Origin of the sequence: Sphingomonas sediminicola, from assembly GCF_049991885.1 — a bacterium.
GTDB classification, from domain to species: domain Bacteria; phylum Pseudomonadota; class Alphaproteobacteria; order Sphingomonadales; family Sphingomonadaceae; genus Sphingomicrobium; species Sphingomicrobium sediminicola.
Genome location: NZ_CP178916.1, coordinates 1,245,082 through 1,269,194 on the forward strand (window position 1 = coordinate 1,245,082; position 24,113 = coordinate 1,269,194).

19 protein-coding genes are annotated in these 24,113 nt (G+C 57.2%); 16 read left to right on the forward strand and 3 right to left on the reverse strand.

The genetic code is table 11. From position 1 onward, the window contains the following. Positions 1-26 precede the first annotated feature (26 nt). From ACMC5O_RS06460 to ACMC5O_RS06530, 15 genes are all read left to right on the forward strand, one after another. Positions 27-1,910: a glycosyltransferase gene (locus ACMC5O_RS06460; protein WP_187709450.1), complete on the forward strand. Its 1,884-nt coding sequence runs from the start codon at positions 27-29 to the stop codon at positions 1,908-1,910. Between the two features lie 47 nt (positions 1,911-1,957). Beyond that, positions 1,958-3,334: a glycosyltransferase gene (locus tag ACMC5O_RS06465; RefSeq protein WP_187709449.1), complete on the forward strand. Its 1,377-nt coding sequence runs from the start codon at positions 1,958-1,960 to the stop codon at positions 3,332-3,334. Positions 3,335-3,348: 14 nt separating this feature from the next. Beyond that, positions 3,349-3,984 carry an FkbM family methyltransferase gene (locus ACMC5O_RS06470; RefSeq protein WP_187709448.1) on the forward strand — a complete coding sequence of 212 codons (636 nt, stop codon included), beginning with the start codon at positions 3,349-3,351 and terminating at the stop codon, positions 3,982-3,984. 87 nt (positions 3,985-4,071) lie between these two features. Then, positions 4,072-4,863: an ABC transporter permease gene (locus ACMC5O_RS06475; RefSeq protein ID WP_426693457.1), complete on the forward strand. Its 792-nt coding sequence runs from the start codon at positions 4,072-4,074 to the stop codon at positions 4,861-4,863. A gap of 82 nt (positions 4,864-4,945) precedes the next feature. Further along, on the forward strand, positions 4,946-6,046 hold the full coding sequence (locus ACMC5O_RS06480) for a DegT/DnrJ/EryC1/StrS family aminotransferase (RefSeq protein WP_187709447.1): 1,101 nt from the start codon (positions 4,946-4,948) through the stop codon (positions 6,044-6,046). Positions 6,047-6,079: 33 nt separating this feature from the next. Continuing rightward, complete coding sequence (locus tag ACMC5O_RS06485) at positions 6,080-7,285, forward strand: hypothetical protein (protein ID WP_426693458.1); 1,206 nt, start codon at positions 6,080-6,082, stop codon at positions 7,283-7,285. After that, positions 7,275-8,573, forward strand: coding sequence for a glycosyltransferase (locus tag ACMC5O_RS06490; protein ID WP_426693459.1), 1,299 nt, complete (start codon positions 7,275-7,277; stop codon positions 8,571-8,573). The genes ACMC5O_RS06485 and ACMC5O_RS06490 overlap by 11 nt, the downstream gene beginning before the upstream one ends. After that, a complete protein-coding gene (locus ACMC5O_RS06495) occupies positions 8,573-9,874 on the forward strand; it encodes a glycosyltransferase (protein WP_187709444.1) in 1,302 nt (433 codons plus the stop codon). Before ACMC5O_RS06490 ends, ACMC5O_RS06495 begins: the two co-directional genes overlap by 1 nt. A 14-nt stretch (positions 9,875-9,888) precedes the next feature. Beyond that, the gene (locus ACMC5O_RS06500; protein WP_426693460.1) at positions 9,889-10,551 is read left to right on the forward strand and encodes an acetyltransferase; all 663 of its coding nucleotides are present in this window, start codon (positions 9,889-9,891) and stop codon (positions 10,549-10,551) included. Between the two features lie 166 nt (positions 10,552-10,717). Next, on the forward strand, positions 10,718-11,752 hold the full coding sequence (gmd, locus tag ACMC5O_RS06505; RefSeq protein ID WP_187709443.1) for a GDP-mannose 4,6-dehydratase: 1,035 nt from the start codon (positions 10,718-10,720) through the stop codon (positions 11,750-11,752). A gap of 51 nt (positions 11,753-11,803) precedes the next feature. Further along, positions 11,804-12,703, forward strand: coding sequence for an NAD-dependent epimerase/dehydratase family protein (locus ACMC5O_RS06510; RefSeq protein ID WP_187709442.1), 900 nt, complete (start codon positions 11,804-11,806; stop codon positions 12,701-12,703). After that, the gene (locus ACMC5O_RS06515) at positions 12,693-13,820 is read left to right on the forward strand and encodes a glycosyltransferase family 4 protein (protein WP_426693461.1); all 1,128 of its coding nucleotides are present in this window, start codon (positions 12,693-12,695) and stop codon (positions 13,818-13,820) included. The genes ACMC5O_RS06510 and ACMC5O_RS06515 overlap by 11 nt, the downstream gene beginning before the upstream one ends. Then, positions 13,768-15,033, forward strand: coding sequence for a polysaccharide biosynthesis/export family protein (locus ACMC5O_RS06520; protein ID WP_426693462.1), 1,266 nt, complete (start codon positions 13,768-13,770; stop codon positions 15,031-15,033). Before ACMC5O_RS06515 ends, ACMC5O_RS06520 begins: the two co-directional genes overlap by 53 nt. 384 nt (positions 15,034-15,417) lie before the next feature. After that, entirely contained in the window at positions 15,418-17,013 is a 1,596-nt protein-coding gene (locus tag ACMC5O_RS06525) for a capsule biosynthesis protein (protein WP_426693463.1), read from the forward strand. Then, entirely contained in the window at positions 17,010-18,347 is a 1,338-nt protein-coding gene (locus tag ACMC5O_RS06530) for a capsule biosynthesis protein (protein ID WP_187709440.1), read from the forward strand. The genes ACMC5O_RS06525 and ACMC5O_RS06530 overlap by 4 nt, the downstream gene beginning before the upstream one ends. Here the strand turns inward: ACMC5O_RS06530 and ACMC5O_RS06535 are convergent. The 3 genes from ACMC5O_RS06535 to ACMC5O_RS06545 all read right to left on the reverse strand — a co-directional run bounded on the left by ACMC5O_RS06535 (position 18,308) and on the right by ACMC5O_RS06545 (position 22,596). Continuing rightward, positions 18,308-19,324: a glycosyltransferase family 4 protein gene (locus tag ACMC5O_RS06535; protein WP_426693464.1), complete on the reverse strand. Its 1,017-nt coding sequence runs from the start codon at positions 19,322-19,324 to the stop codon at positions 18,308-18,310. The two genes, ACMC5O_RS06530 and ACMC5O_RS06535, sit on opposite strands and share 40 nt — an antisense overlap. A 253-nt stretch (positions 19,325-19,577) precedes the next feature. Next, positions 19,578-22,181: a M10 family metallopeptidase C-terminal domain-containing protein gene (locus tag ACMC5O_RS06540; protein WP_426693465.1), complete on the reverse strand. Its 2,604-nt coding sequence runs from the start codon at positions 22,179-22,181 to the stop codon at positions 19,578-19,580. A gap of 106 nt (positions 22,182-22,287) precedes the next feature. Next, on the reverse strand, positions 22,288-22,596 hold the full coding sequence (locus ACMC5O_RS06545) for a hypothetical protein (RefSeq protein WP_426693466.1): 309 nt from the start codon (positions 22,594-22,596) through the stop codon (positions 22,288-22,290). A gap of 342 nt (positions 22,597-22,938) precedes the next feature. Here ACMC5O_RS06545 and ACMC5O_RS06550 point away from each other — a divergent pair, with 342 nt between their 5' ends. Continuing rightward, complete coding sequence (locus ACMC5O_RS06550) at positions 22,939-23,721, forward strand: class I mannose-6-phosphate isomerase (RefSeq protein WP_426693467.1); 783 nt, start codon at positions 22,939-22,941, stop codon at positions 23,719-23,721. Positions 23,722-24,113 lie beyond the last annotated feature (392 nt).

The following is a 24,113-nucleotide window of genomic DNA, read 5'->3' on the forward strand; positions in this document are numbered from 1 at the left end:
TGACAAGTGGTGATAAAGCGAGCCCAATGAAGTCTCGATCAATAGGAACAGTCGGCATCTGGATCGAAGGTGTCGATCGCCTTGGTGCGGCGTACGAAGGTATCTGGCGTGTTATAAAGCGCTTCATCATCTCGTCTGACGGCACGAGGACGCGCTTCCGATTTGTTGCTCCGGCGCGGTTCGCAAGCGAAATTCGAGAGTTTCTCTCCGATCTACCGCCTGAGCTATGCGAAAAGGTTGAAATCGACGAATTCGGCAGCCGGTCCGATGTTCACGACGCCAACGAGGCGGTTCGCCAAGCGAGCTTCGCCAACAATATTGAAGTTGATACTTGGCTGGTCCCGAATCCCATGTGGAGCTCGGCCAAATACCTGATACGGCCTAAACTGGTTTGGTTTCACGACTTCCTTCTCGTCGAGTTTCCGCAAAGCTACCCGCGGAAGCTGTTCCTGGAATTCCAAAGCAATGTGAAGGACTTCGTCTCTGCCGGCGCCTTCTTCATATTCACATCGCCCTACGTAAAGGAAAAGCACGGCCACGAATTCTGTGGCATTCCTCGCGAACAATCGGCCCTGATCCTCAATTCGCCGATCGATGGGCTACCTGCACTGGAAGGAGCTTCCGCCGATCCGCGCGATGCCGGCGACTTTATCCGCGACGAGTTGAAGGGAAACCTGAGGCGATGGTGCTCCCCTGCCCACGCGGAGCTCTTCTTCCATCACATTTCGTCCTATCCGTTCGAAAAAGTCCCTTACTTCTTCGTCTCGTCGCAAAATCGCGAGCACAAGGGTTTTCTGCGTCTTGCGCAGGCGCACGCCGCACTCCTTCGTGAACGGTATTTCCAATATTCGATCTTCACGACGGCGCTAGTCGACGTCGCTGGCTCCTCGGCGCTCGAGCAGTTCCTAAGAGCCAAACTTCTGCTCGGCGATTTCATGAGCGTGGGCAAGGTGAGCGAAACGACGCATGCGCTCCTTTACAAATTTGCGAGGCTGACGATCCACCCGTCGACCTTCGAAGGAAACTTGCCCCTGCCCTTTGCAGAGTCCGTTTCCGTCGGAACCCCTTGTATTATGCCGTACAGTCGCGCTTACGCGGACTATCTAGATCCGGCCCTGCATCCCTGGGTTTTCTACAATGCGACGCAGACCGGGCTCATCGACAAGGTCGCCGAGGTTGAGGAACGGCGCAGCGACTTTATCAGCGCACAACGAGACGTGCTTTCCCAGCTTCGCAAGCACAGTCTGAAGGATTTCTTCAAGCTTCATGCGGAGGCCTTTGACAAGGCGCGCGAAGTCAAACCGCAATCGGCCGAATTTGTCGTAACTTCTCGACAAAGCAGTTTTGCGCCGATCCGCAAGGGATTGCTGAAAGGTCTGTTCGCCGCGCCTTCGAATGAGGCCTTCGCCGATACAGGGTCGCTGATTCAGACCCGTCTGTGGAGTTCTTTCGAGCTGGAGCGCAGTGCGGAAGCTGACGGAGAGGACGCGCCCGCATTACATTGGGCAGCATATCTCGGATCCAATCATCCGAAAGGGGATTCCTACTTCCTGGCTGGGATCGGCGAGCGTCGACCGACCCTCAATCCGGCGGACCTGGGCCTCTTCGCGGAAGTCGGGTCGTGGCTGAACAATGAGTATAGAGTCGCAGACAGCCATACTTTCCGCTTCGACGGACTCGAAGGCTTGCCGCAAATATTCCGGGAAGTCGCCCAGCAAACGGGAGTCGTCGCGGCTTTGGGCGGCGCTCAGCGCATTGGCTGGGTAAGGCTGACCTGGAACCAGGGCATCATTCCCGAACTAAGAATCGGCGGCAAAGCGCTGAAGAGCGGCTCGGCAGTCAGTGCGAGGGCAGCGAGTTTATTCCGTAGCCCGACATTGCATCCCGATTTCGAACAGAGCCTAAGCTGATTTTCTCCGGCCCACTCTCGAATGTTCCTCCAAATAAGGATGGATTTGTGTCCAGTTTCGTACCGACCCACATCGACTACCGCGACAAGACGATCATGGTCGTCATGCCCCACCCGTGGAAGGGTGGGTTCTTCCGTGTCGCGGCGGCGATCTGCAACGCACTCGATGAGATAGAAGTCGATGGCTCGCGCTTCCGCGTAATTCTGGGGGTTCCTGCCGAGTATGAGTGCACGGAGGCGTATCTACTCAACAGAGGCGTGACTGTGGAGCAAATCGGGTACGAGGCCGTCGATCTGTACGACACTCGATACGTGGATCCCAACAAGGTCGAGCGCCTTAGCGGGCTACCATTGGTAACGCCCGCCAAGACCCTCCCTTACGGAGACACGGGGACGATCGGCGAGGTCGACGCCTATGTGTTGCTGTCGGCTCTCTATTTCGAAGGGGTCTTCGTCAGCCGCAAACCTTACTCGGTCTACATCGCAGATTTGATCCAGCGATACGTGCCGGAGATCTACAGCGACGCCGGAGCCAACTATCAGGCTCCGCCCTGGAAGATGGATCGGCATCAGCGCGCCGCCATCAAGGAAGCTGCGTGCGTTTTTTCGACAACGGAACAAACTCTCAAGGACACATTGCATTACGCGGGCGCTGACCCGGACAAGACCATGTTGTTCCCGATGTTTGCGATGGACATCGCCGACCGCCAGGACACCGAACGCGGCCCCGGGAAGCCCGCCCGGCAGTCATACGAGCTGATGGACCTGATTTCGAACAAGACGTTCAAGGTCGAACGTCGCGGGTACTTCCTATGGGTGACGAATGCGTCGGCCCATAAGAACCACGTAGCTGCCTTTCGGGCGCTTCGTCATTACTACGAATCCTTGGGTGGACAGCTAAAGTGTCTGATATGCGGCCCAGTGACGGACATGCTGATTCCGGGCCAGCTCGAGAGCCCATATCATGCAAAGGTCTACAAGGAACTCCGGCAGTGGACCTCGTACAACGATAATGTGAAGGTTCTTGGCTATCTGAGCGACCATACTTATCTGTCGTTGCTGAAGGATGCTCAGTTCCTCTGGCACAACGTTATCTACGACAACGGGACCTTCTCGATCATCGAAGCATCGAGTGTCGGCACGCCGGTGCTATCTAGTTCGTATCCGCAGATTGAGTTCATCGACCAGCAGTTCAAGGTAGGCAGCACCTTCTTTGACGCCCGCGACCCGATTGAGGCGGCGACGAAAATCCGCGCCATGGAATTGAAGTCCAAGAGATTGCCCGCTCGAAAGGTTGGCGGCGTGAACACCGTATTGTTTCGGGCGTCGCTCAAGGAGCTTGTTGAGCGGATGTTCGAAGGTAATGCTGCATCCAGAAAGCCGTCGCCAAGGAAGAAGGCCGGGCGTTCCGCGGTGATCGGCTGATCGGGCATTACGTCGTGCGCTTCCACGGCCAGTTCGAACCTCCCCTCGACCAATACCTTTGGGAGACGTTTTTCATCGAGAAGAAGGATCCCGGATTCTTCGTTGAGTGCGGAGCCTTCGACGGTGTCTACGACAGCAGCTGCCTGATGTTTGAAGAATCGCTGGGGTGGACTGGCGTGAACATTGAGGCGTCGCCGGTCATATTTCCGTTGCTGGAGAAACAGAGGCCGAACTCGACGAATCTTCAAATCGCACTGTCACGGAATTCTGGCACCGCAACTTTTCGACACGTCAGCGACGCTGTTCACGGGGATTTTCTGGGATGGGGCTCGCTAGAGCATCAGCCGGCTCAGGCAGCTGAAATCTCCCAAGAGAGGATGCTTGTGACAGAATGGCAGGTCCAAACCTGCGCCTGGCGCGACTGTGAAATTCTGCAGACCGCTGGGAACATTGACCTTTTCGTCCTCGACGTGGAAGGACATGAGATCGCGGTTATCGACGGAATGGCAGGAGCGGCCGTCCTTCCGAAGGTCCTGTGTGTTGAGCATGGTCAGGTTGGGATAGAACTGCTGAAGGGCAAGCTTCTCGAGCTGGGCTTTGAATTCGTGTCGAGTTTGCACGTGAACAGCTTCTTCGTGCTCAAACTCTGAAACAAAGATATCGAGCGAGCAACTGGAAGTCGCTTCCTCCAATTTTGGTAAGAGACTGTAATGACAACAGAAGGACGGCGCGGAAGGATGAGCGCCATCTATGGGACCGGACACTCGATGCGGGTCGAGGGGCGGATCATTCACGCATTGTTGATGCGCGAAATCCTGACCCGTTTCGGCCGTCACAACATCGGTTTCATGTGGATGTTCGTCGAGCCGATGATCTTTACGCTCGGCGTTACCGCGCTTTGGACCATCACCAAGAATCTTCACGGCTCCAACCTGCCGATCGCCGCATTCGCGCTAAGTGGATACTCCAGTGTGCTCCTCTGGCGAAACATGCCTTCACGCTGCATCGGAGCGGTCGAGCCAAACCTGGCCTTGATGTATCATCGCAACGTCAAGGTTATGGACATCTACGTGTCCCGCCTAATCCTGGAGGGCGGAGGCGCGACCACGTCTTTCGTGGTTCTTTCGGTTGTCTTCATTGCAATCGGTCTGATCCAGCCCCCTGAAGATTTACTCCAGGTGTTCTGGGGGTGGATCATGCTTGCATGGTTCGGTGTCTCCCTCGCGCTCTTTCTGGGCAGTCTTTCCGAAGACTCAGAGATCGTCGAAAAACTGTGGCACCCCGCATCTTACCTCTTGTTCCCTCTTTCGGGCGCTGCCTTCCTTGTGGATGTCCTACCACCGCAGGCTCAGAACTTAATCCTTTACCTCCCGATGGTGAACGGCGTGGAGTATCTCAGAGAGGGGTTTTTCGGATCGAGAGTCATTGCGCACTACGACATGGGATATATGGCGCTTTGCAATTCGGTCATCCTTCTAATGGCCATGGCTCAAATTCGTAAGATTAGCCGAACAATCATCCCCGAATGACGGCAATTGCGTTTGCCAGGCCTAAAGCTTTTGGTTAGCCGCACCAGGTCGGATTTCTCTTCTTCTGCGTTGGATAATTGACATGATTCCTGTGTATTCGCCTGATCTTAGAGGAAACGAGCGTCGTTATGCCGATGACGCTGTCGCAACGAGCTGGATCAGCAGTCTTGGTCCCTACATCGATCGATTCGAGACCGCCTTGCGCGATACTATCGGCACGCGGCATGTGGTCGCCGTCTCAAATGGTACCGTCGCTCTCCATCTGGCGCTCCATTGCCTCGATGTGGGACCGGGCGACGAGGTGATCGTCCCGACGTTCACCTACATTGCCTCGGTGAACGCCATTAAGCAGACGGGCGCCACACCGGTGTTGGCAGACGTGAGACCGCAAGACTGGCTTCTCGATCCCGATCAGGTCGAAGCACTGATCACTCCGCGCACGAAGGCCATAATGCCTGTGCATCTCTACAGCGGCGTCTGCGATTCCCGTATCAACGAGATTGCACGTTCGAATGGGATCAAGATCGTTGAGGATTGTGCGGAGGTTCTTGGCACCCGTATCGGCGATCATCATGTCGGAACCACCGCCGATGTCGCAACCTTCTCTTTCTTTGGAAACAAGACCATTACGACGGGCGAAGGCGGAGCCGTGGCAACCAACGACGACGCGCTCGCGTTGCGGCTGCGCAAGGTCAAAGGCCAGGGACAGTCGCTCACACGGCGCTACTGGCACGATGAGCTTGGCTTCAACTATCGCATGACGAACATTTGCGCCGCGATTGGAACAGCGCAGATGGAACGCATCGACTCAATCCTCGATCGCAAGTCGCGTATCGCGAGCATGTACCGCGACGCACTCGGAGGATCGGGCGTCGAGTTCCAGAGCGTCGCGCCCTATGTAAAGAGCAGCGAGTGGCTCGTCACGCTGCTCCTTCCCAAGGGCGCCGACCGCGATCAGGTGATGGCCGGACTTACCGATCTTGGAATAGACACGCGCCCGGTATTCTTCTGTGCGCATCAGATGCCTATGTACCGTTCGGACAAGCCCTACCCCGTCGCCGAAGACATCACGGCCCGGGGAATTTCCTTGCCATCGTATCCGGGCTTATCGGACGATCAGGTTGCGCAGGTGTCCGACGCTTTGCTGAAAGTTCTTGCGCAACGCGACGTCGCAGTCGCTTAGCCTCACGCTCGCTCAACGTTGGACCCATAACGAATGAAAGTCGGAGTACTGCTCCCGTCGGCAGTTGACTTGGGTCTCCTTCGCCGCGCCCAGCGGTTGTCGCGGATAATCGCCGGCATTGAGGATGCGGACGGCACATCCTGGTCGGTTGCGATCGGAGTGCCGGAGGACTCCGAGGAGGGCTGGCGCGCGATCGAGCGTGAGCTACGCGGAGTCGAGCCGAGCGCGATTGTCCGGCATCTCAAGTGGGAGACCGTGCCGGTTGAGAACGCCCGGCGTATGTTCGCGAAACTATCGCCCTCACTCGATCTAAGCGGTATCGAAGACGTCGTCGTTCCCCGCGACTGGGGCTGGAATTTTCAGGACTGCGATGTCCAGATCGTCTTCGCGGATCCTGGATTGGGCGCCGTTCTGCCGCTCGTTCCGACCTTGTTCTACTGCCCAGACCTGGCTGTACGGATCGTTCCAAAGATCGCAGCCAAGTCGATCGACGACGAATATTGGACCAGGCAGACCGATGCATTCCGAATCTGGCGACAGGCCGGTGTCGCGACCGCCGATCCTTTCACGATCGAGGACATCGTCGGATTTGCGGGCGTTCGCCGAGAGAAAGTGTCTCTCTTCCCGAAGCTTCTGGACACCGGTATCGCTCAACCTTCGGATCCTGTCGGCAATCGATCCCAGGCCCTCGCGTGGCTGATTCAATCTGCAGCGATCAGTGACGTAGAGAATGCCGCCAAGGGATTGCGAACCTATATTTCCGAGGGAGGCGGGCTTGAGCCTCTTCTCGTAATCGACGCGGTTCGGACGAAGGGTGCTGACGCCTCCTTGTTCTACGAAGAGGGGCTGCCCAAGTCGGTCGCGGATTTTCTCTACGGCCTTCCGAGCGAAACCGTAGGCTCGGAGCGGGAACTCATAAGATTACTCCGGCGGACCTCCGCAATCTGGTCAAGTCGCCTCGCTGGCGGCGAAGGCGAGGCACCATCGCTCGCGACGGAGATTGGCATTCCATTCGTTGGCGCCAATTACGGCGCGAACCGAGAACCCCTGCAGTCCGAAATAATACCTTCCGTTCTTTATGAACTGAACAATCCGCTCGCGATAGCAGACGCCTTGCATGAAATTGAGAAGCGAATCGATACGCCGGCAGTAGGCACAAGGCCCCAGGACCTCACGTCGAAGCGTGCTGAAATCAGAGCACTCCTTGAGCGCCTGCTGGATCCCCACGGTGGGGGTTGAAGGGCGGGTCCCGGTCGGGATTTGGTCTGAGCTCGGACCGGGCGCGCGCTGGGCGAACGAGGGCGTCTCGCGCGTCGTAGGCTTCCTTATCGAAGGCGCAGCGGCGGGCCGCAAATACACTTTCCACATCCTCGTTCCGCACGGGATGGGCGAAACTGTAAGGGAGGACTTGCGGCAGCTCTCTGCGGTTGAAGACCGGGACTGGGTTGTCTGGGAGCCGCCTGCACCTGCGCATGGGGAAGCACTTTCCGAGCTCGCCGATTTCGCGAATCGGAACGTGCCGGTTGAGGCTTGGATCGTTACGTTCCCTCATTTCTCCGGCTCCCTGCACCTCACCAAACCCAAAGCGACGCTTTATCCGGATGCCCTGCCCTACGACTTCCCGCTTGGCTGGAATGAAGAAAATGCGTGGGGGCCGGACGGTAGTTGGCCGAAGTGGCGACGCACCGCCACAAACGTCATGGCCGAGAGCGCTGCGGTAATCACCTTCTCCAGGCACGTCGCCGAACGGCATGCTGGCCCCCTTTGCGACGTTCCTTTGAAGAAAGTCCGCGTGATACCGTTGGCGCCACCGGATCTCGCTCCACTTCTGCCTTTCGTCACAAACCGACAGCAGACGGCCGAAAGCCGCTCAAGGGCCGCGGATATTTTGCGGAAGCATGCGACCGAGCAGAGTCTAGATTACCTTCGTGGTTTTCCATTTGAGGAAGTCAATTTCGTTGCGGCTGCTACGCAGGACCGGCCGACGAAGAATCTTGGGCTGACCGCTGAAGCAGTGCGGAGAGTAGTTCGCGAACGGCGCGGGAATTTGAAGTTGTTCATGACCGCACACCTTCACGTCGGGGCGACGTGGACAAAGCTTCCGGAAATTGTTCGGCGTGGTCAGTTCCACCACGATCTAATGTCACTGCCAGACCTGCCGCGAGACGTTCACGCAGCGCTTTTCCACTGCGCGACTGTTGTTGTTCACAGCAGCTTCTTTGAAGGAATCATCGGCTCACTTCCCTTCTATGAAGCGGCCAGCGTCGGTACACCCAGCCTTCTCGCTCGAGGGCCACACATCGATGAGCTGCTCGAAACGGAGCCGACGATCGAACCTTTTGTGTACGACCCCTATGATATCGATCGATTGGCGGATTTGATCGTGGACGTAGCTTCGAACCGCGAGACCTATGTCAAAGCGCAGGCGGAGGTATTCGGGCGACTGGTTCAACGCAGTTGGTCGGAAGTAGCGACAGAATATGCTCAGGCAGCGCTCTCGGGCGTTGTCGCAAGGTCGGCCTGCTGATGATGATCGATCGAATCTCCATGAACAACGACCGGCCGGCGATTGGTATCTGGGCCCAATGGCCGGACGGAAGTCGTTGGACCAATGAGGGGATGACGAGGCTTCTAGGTTTTCTCGTCGAAGGAATTGCGCAAGCCGGGACTCACGTATTTAGGATAGTCCTGCCGGATAGTATCCGCGACGCGGCCGAATCGGACCTCCGTACCTTGAATGCCAAAATCGGCCGTGATTTTACGCTCCACTCACCTCGTGATTATTCGACACGTGGTGGAGATATCTCCGACTTGCCGACTTTTGCCAATCAATACGTCAATGTCGAAGGTTGGCTAAGTCTCTTTCCAAATTTCGCCGAAGCGGGAGAACTCAACGCTCCGATTACGGTAATATTCCCCGACGCAATTCCTAAGGTTTTTCACCAGTTCGGCGATGACGCGTGGGGTGAAGAAGGAGCTCATTTTCGGTGGGAAAATGACGTTCGACACTTGCTTGCGCGTGCCCGGGCCGTGGTCACGTTTTCGAACCACGTAGCTCGCGAGCATGTCGGCGGAATATTTAATTTCCCGGCCGACCGCCTCAGAGTGGTCTCCCATGCAGCACCGGACCTGAAACCGCTTCTTCCTTTCATGGACGGTCGTCAGCGAACCCAGGAAAGCCTCCGACAGGCAGCCGAAATCCTCCGAGAGGAGTGCCGAAACCGCAATGACTCGTATTTGGGCGACTTTCCGTTCGAAGAAGTTCCATATGTCGCGGTTTCAACTCAGGATCGGGTAACGAAGAACATCCAGCTGATAGGCCGCGCTATTCAGGTTCTGGTGAGGGAACGCCGGAAGAGCTTGAAACTCCTGACTACGGCCCCTTTGTCGTACGTTGAGCGATGGGCTGTGCTTCCGAAAATAGTGAAGGAAGCCCAAGCCCAGTTTGACGTCGTCTCCATCCCGGACCTTCCGCGGCAGGCTCATGCGGCGTTCCTGCATTGCGCGTCGCTAGCTGTGCACCCATCGATTTACGAGGGCGGGCACGCTCCGTTCCCTTTTTATGAAGCCGTGAGCGTAGGTACGCCCTGCATTATGGCCCTGGGCCCGCACATCGCTGAACTTGTCGAGAGCGAGCCCTCGATCTCGCAGTTTTGCTTTGACTCGAATGATTGTGACGGGCTTGCAGACTTGATTTGCAAGACAATGGAGTCCCGAGTGGACGTGCTGACGGCGCAGCAAGACATCTACTCCAGATTGCAGGGGACGGACTGGTCGAACGTGGCCCGAAATTATGCGAGCGCAGCACTTTCTTCGGCGCATCGATAGAAATGAAGGGAATAATGAAGTCCGAAGTGATTCACAGTCTGGGATCCGACCTTGACAGTGCTGTGGTGGTCATTGGCGCTGGAGGACACGCGAAGGTTGCTATCGAGGCCCTTAGGTTCTCCGGCTGGCGAGTGATTGGTTGCACGGACTTCGACCCCTCTCCTCGAACCGTGGTCGGCGCTGAATTGTTGGGAGGAGATGAAATACTTCCGGACCTAAGGTCAGCGGGAATTCGTTACGCATTCGTTGCGCTTGGTAACAACAATCTTCGCCAGGCCAGAGGGGAAGATTTGCTCAATGAAGGCTTCGAATTGCCGGCTGCTATTGGCCCCAATTGCTCGATATCTCCGACTGCAAAGTTAGGTCGAGGTGTCGCCATTTTTGGCGGGGCAGTCATAAATGCCGACGCCCAAATCGAGGATCTTGCGATCATCAACACCAATGCGTCGGTGGATCATGACTGCGTGGTTGGAACGGCGGCGCATGTGGCTCCGGGCAGCGCGTTGGCGGGCTGCGTCAAGATCGGAAATCGCACTTTCCTGGGGGCCGGCACGACCGTGATCCCGGGCGTAACCATTGGCGCAGACTGCATGATCGGGGCGGGAAGCGTCGTCGTTCGCGACCTGCCCGACCTAGTCACTGCTCTCGGTGTGCCCGCCCGCGTCCGATCGTCTTAAAGTTGGGGACGAAGTGCTTTGACGTTCCGGGACGATCTGCTATCGCCGCGCGGCAGGATGAATGAATCCTACTTCAATTCAAATTGAATGTAAGTCGCTGGCTCCTGCCTGCGTATTTATCCACATTCATTTATCATTTATCTTTGAGTAAAGGCGTCCAGTTCGAATGAAAACGGCAGTCATTACTGGAATTACTGGGCAGGATGGCGCGTATCTTGCTGAACTGCTTCTTGAAAAGGGTTATCAGGTCTACGGCACTTATCGCCGTACGAGTTCGGTTAATTTCTGGCGCATCCAGGAGCTTGGGATCGCCGATCACGCGAATCTTCACCTGGTCGAACATGATTTGCTCGATCTCGCGTCCTCTATCCGACTACTGCAGCAAACTGGCGCGAAGGAAGTCTACAATCTCGCAGCTCAAAGCTTCGTAGGCGTTTCCTTCGACCAGCCTGTGGCAACGGCGAAAATAACGGGTGTAGGTGCACTAAACCTACTTGAAGCAATTCGGATCGTCGATCGTGGCATCCGCTTCTATCAGGCAAGCACGTCTGAGATGTTCGGGAAGGTTCAGGCCGTCCCGCAGAACGAGTCGACGCCCTTCTATCCGCGCAGCCCTTACGGCGTCGCCAAGCTCTACGCGCACTGGATTACGGTCAACTACCGCGAGAGCTACGACATTTTTGGAAGCAGCGGCATTCTATTCAATCACGAAAGCCCGCTTCGTGGTCGCGAGTTCGTGACTCGCAAGATCACGGACGGCGTCGCCAGGATCAAGCTCGGGAAGATCGAGAGCCTTGCGCTTGGTAACCTCGACGCTCAGCGCGATTGGGGTTTCGCTAAGGAATATGTCGACGGCATGTGGCGAATGCTTCAGGCGGATGAACCAGATACGTTCGTGCTTGCGACCAATCGCACCGAGACCGTCCGCGACTTTGTCACGATGGCGTTCAAGGCCGCAGACATCAGCATCGAATTCTCCGGCAAGGAGAGCGAAGAGACAGCGATCGACACGGCGAGCGGCAAGACCGTAGTTCGGATCGATCCACGTTTCTATCGTCCAGCGGAAGTTGAGCTGTTGATCGGCGATCCGTCCAAGGCGACCGAAACCCTAGGCTGGAAGCCGAAGACCGCACTAGAAGAACTTTGCCGGATGATGGTCGAGGCAGACCTGAGGCGGGTTCAGACCGGCTATTCGTTTTGATTGTCCGCGTGCCGGTTGAATTCCTGATCGCCCCGCTAGCATAGAGCGCAGATGAAACGCGTGCTCGTTACTGGCGCCCATGGCTTCACGGCGCGCTACCTTGTGCCTCGCCTGGTCGAGCGGCGAGTAGAGGTTCATGGTACGGCCCGGCCCGGCGTGGCTGGGCCGTCTCCCGATAATCTGCATTTGCATGATGTTGATCTGACCGACTTGCATACGCTCACTAGACTTGTGGAACGGGTGCAACCTGACACGGTCATTCATTTGGCCGGGATCTCGTTCGTCGCCCACTCGAACATCCGCGATATCTACGATTCCAATCTGGTTGGTAGCCGCAATCTTCTCCAGGCCCTCACCGACGCAAAGGTGCAGCCTGGCGCAGTCCTCTTAGCCAGCAGTGCGAACGTTTATGGCAATCAGCGACAAGGCATATTGCGCGAGGACACTCCGCCGCAGCCAGTGAACGACTATGGCATCAGCAAGCTGGCGATGGAATATGTTGCTCAGCTTTTCATGGACCGCCTGCCGATTATCGTGACGCGACCGTTCAATTACACTGGGGTCGGTCAATCGACTGATTTCGTAATCCCAAAAATCATTGATCATGTCCGCCGCCGAGAAGCCACGATCCAACTCGGGAATTTGGACGTTGAGCGAGACTTTTCGGATGTCCGGGGCGTGGTGGATTGCTATCTGCGTCTTCTCGCTCTCCCTGCAGCAATCGGCCAGACATACAACGTTTGCTCGGGCAAGGGGCGCACGCTGAACGAGGTTATCGAGCTCGCGCAACGTCTCTCAGGCCATTCTCTACAAATTGAGACAGATCCCGCGCTGGTTCGCGGCAACGAGGTTAAAACCCTTTATGGAGACAACGAACGGCTTGTCGCGGCGATTGGCGATCTGGAAATGCCGCAACTGGAAACCACGCTGAAGTGGATGATTGAGGCCTAGCCTGTCCATTCGATTAGGTCTTTCAGTCGAAGCCGTTGAGCCTGAACTTACCGGCATCGGACGATATTCGCTTGAGCTCGCGCGGCGGCTCCCGCGGCACAGCTCGATCAGGTCTTTGACACTTTTTCGTGGTCTCGAAACCCTCAGCGATGTCGAGACGCTAACGCGTATGGAGCTACGGCGCAGACGGGGTCATCGCCTCGTCAGCCAGGTCTCGCGAGCCTTAGCCAGACACCGTATCAACCTGTTTCACGGCCCTAACTATTTCCTGCCGGATTGGGCGGAGCAGGGGGTCGTTACGGTCCACGACCTGTCCGTCTTCAGGTTCCCCGAGCTTCATCCAACCGAACGAGTTTCCGCTTTCGAACGCGGCCTCCGCGCAAGCATCGACAGGGCAAGTCATCTTATCACGGATTGTGAAACCATTCGCCGGGAGGTCATCGACTTTACTGGATTTTCACCCGACCATGTAACCGCAATACCGCTCGGGGTTTCGAGCAACTTTCAACTCGTGCCTGCGGAAGTTCGGCAGGCGGTCCTCGCGCGCCACGGTCTTCCGGCGGGTGGTTATGGCCTCACTCTTTCCAGCTTCGAGCCTCGCAAGCGGATTGCAAGCCTCCTCCGCGCATGGCGACTTCTGCCTCGTCCCGTGCGCGATCGGATCCCCCTGGCAATCGCAGGCGCAAGTGGCTGGAAGAATGAGACTCTTCATGATGAAATCCGGGAGGGAACGCGGGAAGGATGGGTAATTCCGCTTGGCTTCGTCCCGGACGAAGATCTTCCCGCACTATATTCAGGTTCGACGCTGTTCGTCTTTCCATCCATTTACGAGGGCTTCGGTTTGCCGCCGCTTGAAGCCATGGCTAGTGGCGTTCCAACGATGGTTGCTTCATCCTCGTGCCTGGAAGAAGTGACGAAGGGCGCAGCAATGCTTTGCCAGCCCGACGATATAGACGCATTTGCAGACGATATTGCTCGGGCGCTGGAGGATGAGCCTTGGAGACAGCGAGCGATTTCAGCTGGCATTCAGGTTGTGAAGGATTACACATGGGAGCGATGTGTCGATGAAACTGTCGGCGTTTATCAACAAGTTATGGGTAAATTGGCCGACAGGTGAACTCATGAGAGCGTCCTTGAATTTCTCGATTCGCAACTTTCGAAGAGCATCGATTCTGATGGCGGGAGTCTCGCTGACGGCCTGCGCCTCCGTTGGTGCCTCCGGGCCGTCCAGAAACCAGATCATGAAGGCTGGCGAGCAGACGATCGAGTCCGCGGGCATCAAGATCGTCGACGTGAACGATACCGTCGCGCGTCAAGTTTTGAATGCAAACCAGACCCCCCTCTTCTCTCAAGCGCTCGGCGAAGGCGTTGCCGAACCGACGGTGATTGGGCCGGGCGACGTGGTGGATATTTCCATCATCGAAGCGCCCCCAGCCGTGCTTTTCCTCGGCACGCTCCAGAGCACTCAACTGTCCACCAACGACGCCGTTCGGCCAACCACCGTATCGAGCGGCCTTCAGCTTCCGCAGCAAATGATTGATCAGAACGGCCGGCTTACCGTTCCCTTCGCCGGATCGGTTCAGGCCACTGGACGGACCCCGCAAGAGATCGAGCGCGATATCAGAGCTCGGCTCCGCGGCAAGGCTCATGACCCCCAGGTGGTCGTCCGCCGAGTCACAAACGCCACTTCAACGGTGACGGTACTTGGAGAAGTAGCGCAAAGCGGGCGCGTTCCGTTATCGGCAAAGGGCGAACGCCTGCTTGACGTCCTTGCGACAGCCGGCGGCTCGACCCAGCCCATCGCAAAGAGTGTAGTCCAGGTCACGCGGGGCGATCGAACCCTCGCACTGCCCCTCCGAACAGTCGTGAGCGACTCACGACAGAACGTCATTCTCGAGCCGGGCGATGTCGTAACCGTCTTCTACCAACCTTATACGTTCACCGCCCTCGGTGCGACTGGAAGCAATGCAGAAGTTCCGCTCGAAGCCACTGAAGTAAGCCTCTCTCAGGCCCTCGGCCGCGTTGGCGGCCTGCAAGACAATCGTGCCGATGTAAAAGGTGTATTTGTCTTCCGATTTGAAGATCCGCGAGCTCTTGATCCTTCGCTGTTGGCCGGAGCCAGAACGACCCCTGATGGTCGAGTACCAGTGATCTATCGGGTAGATATGACGAATCCGGCGACTTTCCTCGTCGCGCAGAACTTTCCGATCAAGAACAAGGATGTCCTTTACACTGCGAATGCACCTCTCACGGACTTCGTGAAGTTCGTGAACATCATCTCATCGATGACCTATACTATCGTGAACTTGGGCACGTCGGTCACCCGATAACGTTCTGACGACGGAACGATCTGACTGAGACTGGCAAATCTCCGGACCTTGATCCGCCCGTTCAGGAAATCTTTAGTGGCTTCGTTCATTTTGTTGCATCGAGGACACATCTGCACATTTAACTTTTGGTAATTCCTATTGTTAGCTTGCGTTGTCAGCCCTCGGTCCGGGGCAGGGCCTTGACTGCACCTACTTGAGCTTTAGGGGTGGTGCGGCTCGGGTGAGGGAACCATGGTTGCGTTTGCCACCGCTATCGCTTTGAGCGTGCGCGATAATTTACGACGTGAGCGTCTTCGTGCTGGGGGCGGGGCAGCCCTGCTTGACCAAATTTCCGGCGCTCAAGACGGGGTTGAGGGGGGGCGAATGCGGAGCCAGAACCGGCACTTGCTGCGCATCCCGCCTTTTCCCGGCGCAATGACTTCAAATCTCGCCCGTCCGGCAGCGGATGTTGAGTTGGGACGTGGTCGGGTTGAAGCGCTCGTGGACCGCATCCGTAAAGCGCGGGTTGGCGGAACGTACTGGGCAGCTCAACCACGACTTTCAGCAAGCTATGTGCTGGCACGAACGCCAGACGCGCTCGCTACTGCGAAACGTGTTCTTAGCGATGCACCTATCGTGCTTTGGAGCACCCAGAAAACGCCACACACCGGGTTCACCGTAACGGGCGATTGTGATCCCTGGCACATGCTCTCTGGGGCGCTGGGCTTGTTCACTAACGACGAGGACAACGAAATCCTGACGATCGCAGCGATCTTAGGGGTGCCTACCTACGTCCGGGGCAAATCGCGTGACTTCGAACTGGAGGGGCGGGATGCGGCTTCCAGGCTGCAACTGGCGCTCCGGAACACGATCTTCACCGATCCATTCACGGGCACGGACCTTGGCATCGAAGACGCGATCGAGCTTTGCAGCTTTTGGCGCAATTTGATTGACTCAAACAGGCCTATATCTTGTGCCCTCGGCTTTGCGTTTTGGAAGCGGGAGAACGTCGCTCCACTTCTTTGGAGTGGCTCCGGCCCCGTAAGATTTGACGAACCCAAGGATGGCCCCAATGGGCAACCAGTTGCGATCTGGCGCTCCAAGGTGCCCAACGAAAGCGCCGCGGCGCTGGAGCACTCCAAGACACCATTGATAGAGGTCGAGGATGGCTTTCTACGGTCGAAAGGTCTTGGTGCCGATTGCGTCCCGCCACTGTCGATCACGGTAGATCGCCTCGGACCTCACTTCGACCCTTCAAAGCCGAGTGAACTCGAAAACTTACTGCAGTTTGGCGTCTTCAGCGAGGAGCTGCTCGGACGTGCTCGATCCCTTCGAGAGGTTATCGTCAACGCAGGTCTCGGCAAGTACGAGGCCGGCGGACTTCCGCTGGACCGCCCCGCTCGAGCCCGCCGCCATATTCTGGTCCCGGGGCAAGTCGAAGACGATCGATCCGTTTTGCTAGGCGGCTGTGGACTGAATTCGAATATCGACTTGCTTGTTCGGGTTCGAAAGCATGCTCCCGATGCTTTCATCATCTACAAGCCTCATCCCGACGTCATCGCCGGTCACCGAAATGGCTCCATTCCGGAACGAATGGTTCTGCAATTCGCGGACGAAGTAGTGATCGATCAACCGATCGTACCGCTTATCCAGATGTGTGACGAGGTTCACGTCAACACCTCGCTCGCCGGGTTCGAGGCTTTGATGCGCGAGAAACTGGTCACTACATACGGAGTGCCGTTTTACGCGGGTTGGGGCCTCACAACTGACCTTGGCCCCGTTCCCGCTCGCCGCAGCACCGAACTGTCGCTCGACGAACTCGTTGCCGCAGTGCTTCTTTTGTATCCGCGCTATCTTGATCCGGTAACGGGTCTTCCTTGCCCGGCAGAAACCGTGGTTCGCCGCCTCGTCGATGGCTCAGCCGCGCAGGATAGCCTAGTAGTTTCGATGCGTCGTATCCAAGGCAAGGTCATGCGCCGTTTTCGGGAACTGGTGCGATGAACAAGCCGCTGATCGACTTCCACGGCCCGGCCAGTGATGCCATCGTTGAGCAGCGGAAGTCGGAACGTGTCCGCCCGCGCCCTGCATCTCGGCTAATCGATCACCGCGCGTTTGTATTTCTCCAAGGTCCGCCAGGTCCGCTCTTTCATCAACTCGCTCAATCCATGCGCGGCAAAGGAATCTTCGTTGAGCGGATCAACATCTGCGCGGGTGACAGCGTCGACTGGCCCGAAGCGGCAACCAATTTTCGCGGTCGTTTCCGCGACTGGCCCGTCTTTTTCGACAACTTCCTTCGTAAGCACCAGATTACTGATGTCCTCCTCTTCGGCGATTGCCGCCCATATCACGTATCCGCGCGGCGGATTGCGGCGCTTAGAGGCATTCGAACCCACGTGCTCGAAGAAGGCTATCTGCGTCCACACTGGATGACTCTCGAACTTGAAGGCGTGAACGGATATTCGCGGCTCCGCCGAGACAAGGATTGGTTTTTCGAACAAGCCCAGTTACTTCCTCCAGAGCCTTTCCTGCCGCCGGTGACATCGAGTTTTCGTCGTCGGGTACGCGATTCTGCCCGACACTATGTCGCCGTTCATTTGGGAAGGATTGCCTATCCATTCCATCGCACTCATCGGCCCGAATCTCCGCTGCTTGAGGCTGTTGGATGGGGTTGGAAATATCTGAGGTCCAAGCGCCGCAGGAATACGACGGACATGACCCTGGATCGGCTAAATGGCCATTCGTTCTTCCTTCTGCCACTTCAGCTCTCCGGCGATTATCAGATTCGGAATCATTCTCCCTTTCCGGACATGCCGGCGGCGGCCGCCTACGTATTGGAAAGCTTCGCTGCGCACGCCCCATCCGAAGCAAGGCTGGTCATTAAGGCGCATCCGCTCGACTCGTCGTTCTTTAACTGGAGTCGTTTTGTTCAGAAGAGAGCGCACGGACTTGGGATCGCTGACCGCGTCTATTACATTGACGGCGGCGACCTCGACAATCTTGCCGCAGGTGCTGAAGGCATGGTTTGCGTAAACAGTACCTCGGCGACGCTGGCGTTGGCAGCAGGGACGCCAGTCTGCACGTTAGGCGATGCAGTCTACAATGTCCCGGGCCTGACATTCGATGGGCATCTTGACGATTTCTGGGATGACCCAGAGCCGCCGTGCCCCGGTCTGTACGGCGCGTTCCGTCGAGTGATCGTGGATCGCTGCTTGGTCCGCGGAGGATTGGCTAGCGAGTCCGCGGTGAAGACGCTTGTTCAAAGCATGATCGAAAAGCTTTGCGGGAGATCCCCTTTTCAGAGCCCTGCCAACCAGGATTCGACCTTCGCGAAGTGATCCGTCCATGTCGGGGGTTTGAATTTACTCAGCCGCTCCAATTGAGTGCGGCGGGCTACGCTCGTCTTCTCAGAATAAGATAGAATTGCACGCTCCCAAGCTGGGCCATCCAGCGGATGGACAAATTCGGGAATACCCTGGCCAATTTCTCGGAAGACGGCCAGATCGCTCGCGATTACCGGCACCCCTGCCGAAAGCGCCTCGATCAGCGGCATTCCGAACCCCTCCGCCAGGCTTGGGAATAGCAACGCGCGAGCCGAAGCAAGATGGCTTGCGAGTTCCGCATCTCCGCAACCGGCAATCTCGACTAAAGAGTCACCGAACGCGCCGCGTTCGAGGAGATCAATTGCCTGCTCGCTTTCCCAGCCCCTCTGCCCGATCACCAGCAACCGAGGTGAATCGGACCCCATTTGCCGCGCCAAGCGCGTCCAAACCTGCAACAGTAGCAAATGATTCTTCCGAGCCTCGATCGTCCCGAGCATGACGAACGTGGGGCGTGCGGAGAGCTTAGGTTCGCTACACGGTAGTTTCGTCGACCCAAGCCAAGCGGCAATCTCCGGTCGATTGGGCAGGTTCTCCCGCCGGGCGAAGATGGACAATTCATCGAGCGTCGCCTGGCTGTTCGCAATAATGCCTTCGCCAGTTTCCAGGACGGTTTGCATCCGCAATGCATGGCGTCGAGCCTCTCCGGCGCGGCAGTATTCCGGATGCGTAATCGGTATCAGATCGTGAACGAAGTAGATCGGCCTGACATCGGAACTGACGACCCAACGCCGAAAGCCTGGGTCGTTGAGGCCTGTATGCCCTATGTTCAGATAGGGCCGCCGCCGCGCCCCGCAAGCCGTTGACATCCCACGACGAATAGCTCCCAAAGCAAGCCGGCCTCGAAAGTTATCGGACCCTTCGGAAAGTAAGGAAAACAGAGCTTTGGACGCATCGACGTCAAGGATGCCGCGATAGTATTTGTGCTGAACCACGGCTTGGGCCTGGGTCCCAAAGTGTTCGAGATAGGCTAGGCAAACCCGGTCGACACCCGTGGGGTGCCGGCCGACCCATCGGCGCCAAACAAGCCGCGTTACATCCAGCAAGAATGGGGCATCGTTTAACAGATTTCCTCACTAAGTCTTTGCGTTGCTTGTGGTGTGAAGCGGACGCCCACCACTCCAAAGAAGGTTTGAAGGCACTGTGAAAGCCGAGCCTCGAAAAGCAGCCCGCCCCTTCAGCAAAGTCTTAGAGCCAGTAGTCCGAGTTTGATAACGCGACATAAACGCCACTTGCCCCGAATCCGACGATATCAACGAAGCCGTCGTTGTTGACGTCGGCGAGGTGCCGCGGGAAGGTGTCTTGGCTTCCCCATCCTCCGGCCTCGGGACCGGCCCCGAAGTTCCCCGAAACGACCTGGGAAGCAGCGAAGGTGCCGTTCTGCTGGCCGAGAGCGACATAGACCGCGCTCTGGCCAAAGCCGACAATGTCGGCACGGCCGTCACCGTTTACGTCCGCAAGTTCGCGATAATAGACCTCGTTCGAAGTCCAGCCGCCAGCCGGCGCCGACCGACCAAATTCGCCAGTCGCGACGAAGGCCGCTCCGAAAGTGCCGTTTGTCTGCCCCAACGCAACATACGTGCCTCCCTCACCGAACGCGACGACGTCCGCTCGACCATCGCCGTTCACGTCGGCAAGCGTACGTGGATAAATGTTGTCCGAGGTCCAGCCTCCGGCACCCACGTTGTAACCAAAGTTTACCGAAGCGACCTGGGCAGCGCCGAACGTCCCGTTGGAATTGGCCAAAGCAACGTAGACGCCGTCATTGCCAAATCCGACGATATCGTCCCGATTGTCTCCGTTCACGTCAGCCAATTCGCGATGGTACCGATCGTCCGAAGCCCATCCCCCGGCTCCGACCGAATGTCCGAACTGGCCCGTTGCGACGAAGGTCGCCCCAAACGTACCATTAGCCTGCCCCAGCGCGACATAGGTGCCACCCTCACCGAAAGCGACGATGTCGGCGCGATTATCGCCGTTCACATCGGCCAACTCGCGCGGATAGGTATTGTCCGAAGTCCAGCCTCCCGCACCCGGGTTGAAACCGAAGTTAAGTGAAGCGACTTGCGACGGCAGGAATGAGCCGCTGTTGTTAGCGAGCGCGACAAAGACCCCGTCGTTGCCAAATCCGACGATATCCGCGCGGCCGTCACCATTCACATCGGCCATCTCGCGCGGATAGCGATCGTCCGAAGTCCAGCCGCCTGCACTGTAACCAAACGCGGTCAGTACCAAATTCTCGGCGCTGAATGGCGTCACTTGGATGGCCAATTGAACCCCACCCCCCTGTGCAGCGCTGGCAACTATCGTTCCGCTGACCGGCGCGGACAGCGTCAGCGAGCCGCCCGAGTAGGTAAGCGTGTTGCCGGAGAGGTTGAAAGTGAACCCGTTCAGAACCGCATCGGTGAACACGATCTTATCACCAACCCCGAAGTCCGTGATCGTATCGCCGTTAAGGCCGCTCTTTAAATCCCGGAAGGTGTCGTTGCCGGCGCCGCCGGTGATCGTATCGCTGCCATCGCCGCCAGTCAGTACATTTGCGACGCTATTGCCGATGATGCTGTCATTGCCTCCGCCACCGATCGCATTCTCGATGGTCGTCCCTCGGGCGATGCTGACATTTCCATCGAGAGTACCGACGCTCGAAAATGATTCGGCATTCAGATTGAGTACCTGGGCGACGTCGTACCCAGAGAAATCCATCGTATCCGTGCCGCCAGTATCGAAGATGGTGTAGGCGACATTGAAGAGAACCGCAGCGTTATACGGATTGCCCGCATTTGAGTTGAAGCCGTAGGTCGTGTCCCCATTTCGGGTGGTCGTCGACAACCCGTACATCTGCTGCATAGCCAGTATGTCGGCTACCATCGGCGTAACCAGGTACGCGCTGTCGAAGCCTTGACCCGCGAAGTAGGTGTTCTCGGTCTGGCTGAAGTACGACATGACCGACGTCGACCAGGCGTCGTTCTGGTAAAGCGCGTCGTACGGATAATTTGCAGTCGTATTATAGTTCCCGGCGTGCCCAAGACCGAGTGCGTGCCCGATTTCGTGAAGATAGGCCTGATATGCGTAGCCCCCCACGCTTGAGCCGTACGTCGACAGCCAACCAGCATCGATATTGACGTGCGAGTCCGATATGTCTGCGCCCGAGTAGTTGGAATCGGTGAATGCGCCCCCTGCCGGATCATTATCGGTGAAAGTGATTTGCGCTGCACCGGAAGTCTGGACGAAATTGATGCCAGTGATGCTGCTCCATTGCTGAAGAGCTGTCAGAGCGAGATTCTGACCGTTCAGGTCTGAGATTCCACTGATGTTGACTGTAATCGTCCTAGTTTGGTCTAGGACGAAGCGATGCATGCCGTCGCCCCAATAACCTGAAACCAACTGCTGGGCGATCTGATCATTGGTCCAAACGGGAGGTTGGGTCCAAGCGGTGACGTTCAGCTGATAGTCGCCGGTAACGCCCGGATAACTGGCATTTGGATTTTGCGGATCCGCCCACGCAGCGGCATCTATGTAGTAAGTCCCCGATTGCGTCGCCTGAAAGCTTATCTGCGAGTTGAGACCCCCGAAATCATCGTTTTTGAAGACGACATTCCCACCAGCATCCAGAATTCGAAGGTATGGATCGCTCAACGTCACTCCGTTCAGCGAAACGGTGATTGCTTGGCCTGCCGTTAGGGTTATCCGGAACCAATCGTGATCCCCGATCGTGTCAATCGTGCTGGTGACTGACCCGCCAACCGAAATGGTTGCGGTCGTCGACGCATTGCCCGCGATAGTATCGACCAAGTTCTCTGCTCCCCACAAGCGCCGACGGGATTTGTCCGGTTATTCGGCGACACCAAATTCCGAATAGATTGCTCCTAAGTGCTTTCCGTTTCCTTCAGCACCGGAACTATGATTTGCCGGACCCGGCTTTCGCCAGTTCCATCGCGATTGCCGAGGCAAAGCTTTGAAAAGCCCCCATCGACAGGGGCCTGTCCATCCTCACGAAGTTCTTCTCCGGGAGTTTGCGACCGTCGCTCATCGTGATCGCCGCCGACAGACGCGATCTCGGCAGAACCCGAACTTCGACGGTGTAGCCCACGCCTGGAGCGTGCTTAGCCGCGGCGACCGCAATTGCGTCGCAGAGAGCGGTCTCACCGCCTGAATTGGGAGGGAGGAGCTCACCATCGATCACGCGGCAACCGGCAGTCGATGGCATGGAAGTGCTCATCGCACAGGCACTTCCGCCCGTGAGCAACGCGGCGCTGGCCAAAGCTGCCAACCTTCCGAGCATCGATCCTCCACCCTCACCGCGACCTCGTCCCCATTGTTCAAATTGCCGACAATCGTAATTCTGTCAATGACTTATGCACTGTAAAATTAACCTAGAATTGCAGACTTTTATGCTGATACAGGCCTCGGCGCATCCGGATTGATTGCGCTGTCCCAAATCGTTTCAGATCGGAAAGGGCTAACATCTGGACCGCGGCTCGGATTCGTCTCATCGCCATCCGCCAAGCGAGCATTGGAAGGACCTATTGTGAAGCTACAGAGAAGCGCAGTGGAAAAGCCATGGGGTCGAACGGATCTCGATCCCGTGTTCGGTACATCCTCAGCGCAGAGAGTTGGCGAAATATGGTTCACTCATGCGGAACTCGCGGACCCGCCGCTGCTCGTGAAGTACATCTTCACTAGCGAAAACCTCTCGGTTCAGGTCCACCCGAGCGATGATGAAGCCCGCGCTCGCGGCCTGGCCAGCGGCAAGAACGAATCTTGGTACATCCTCAATGCCGATGACGGCGCGCGACTGGGCTTGGGGCTGAAGGCAGCGGTCACGGAGGATGAATTGCGGGCGGCCGCAATCAATGGCTCAATCGAACAGATGCTGGACTGGCGGCCCGTCGAGGCCGGGGATTTCTTCTATGTTCCTGCTGGCACGATCCACGCGATTGGCGCCGGAATCGCACTCATGGAAATACAGCAGAACGCCGATGTGACCTACCGACTTTACGATTACGGACGGCCGCGCGAGCTCCACCTCGACGACGCTGTCAGCGTTTCGCAACGGAAGCCGTACGTCGGCCACTCGATAATCAACTCGAGCACCTCCAATGATCGTATTCTAGTCGATGAGGCCAGTTTCAGTGTGATTCGCGCCAGTTCAACCGAAGGCATTCCTCAATCGCTGGCATCGCGGCAACGATGGGTAATGCCGCTTCACGGATCCGCTTCCTCCGGTACCGAAGGAGCCTCGATTGGCGAGTGCCTGCTTCTTCAGCCGAGGGCGCCGCTATCGTTGTCGCCCGATGCGCTTGTCTTGGTCGCGGTTGCGGGGCGGATCTGAGTTTCATTCACTATCAATCCGTAAATGCATGCATTCCCGCGATAATCTGACCGCCTCTGAAATCTTTACCCAACGTTCGGACGTCGAACAACTCCTTGAAGGAATAGCTTCCGCTCAATTCCCGGCCTGGAGAAGTCGCTCTCCATCTCACCGAATAGGACCAGCATTGCCCCTCCGGGGCCGTTAACGATCAACTTCCATGAGGCGGACAGGCGTTGAAAACAGGAGACGCAACTCCTCGGCCGGGCCGCTAACCGAGGATCCGGCGGCGGGCGTTGAGCTCACCAGCGGCGGTTGTCTTAAGGTAGTCAAGGAGACTTGAGCAGTAGGCGAGATACAGGCTGAGACGGAAGGCATGCGCTGCCAACAGTTGCAAAGGCATTGAACGGTTC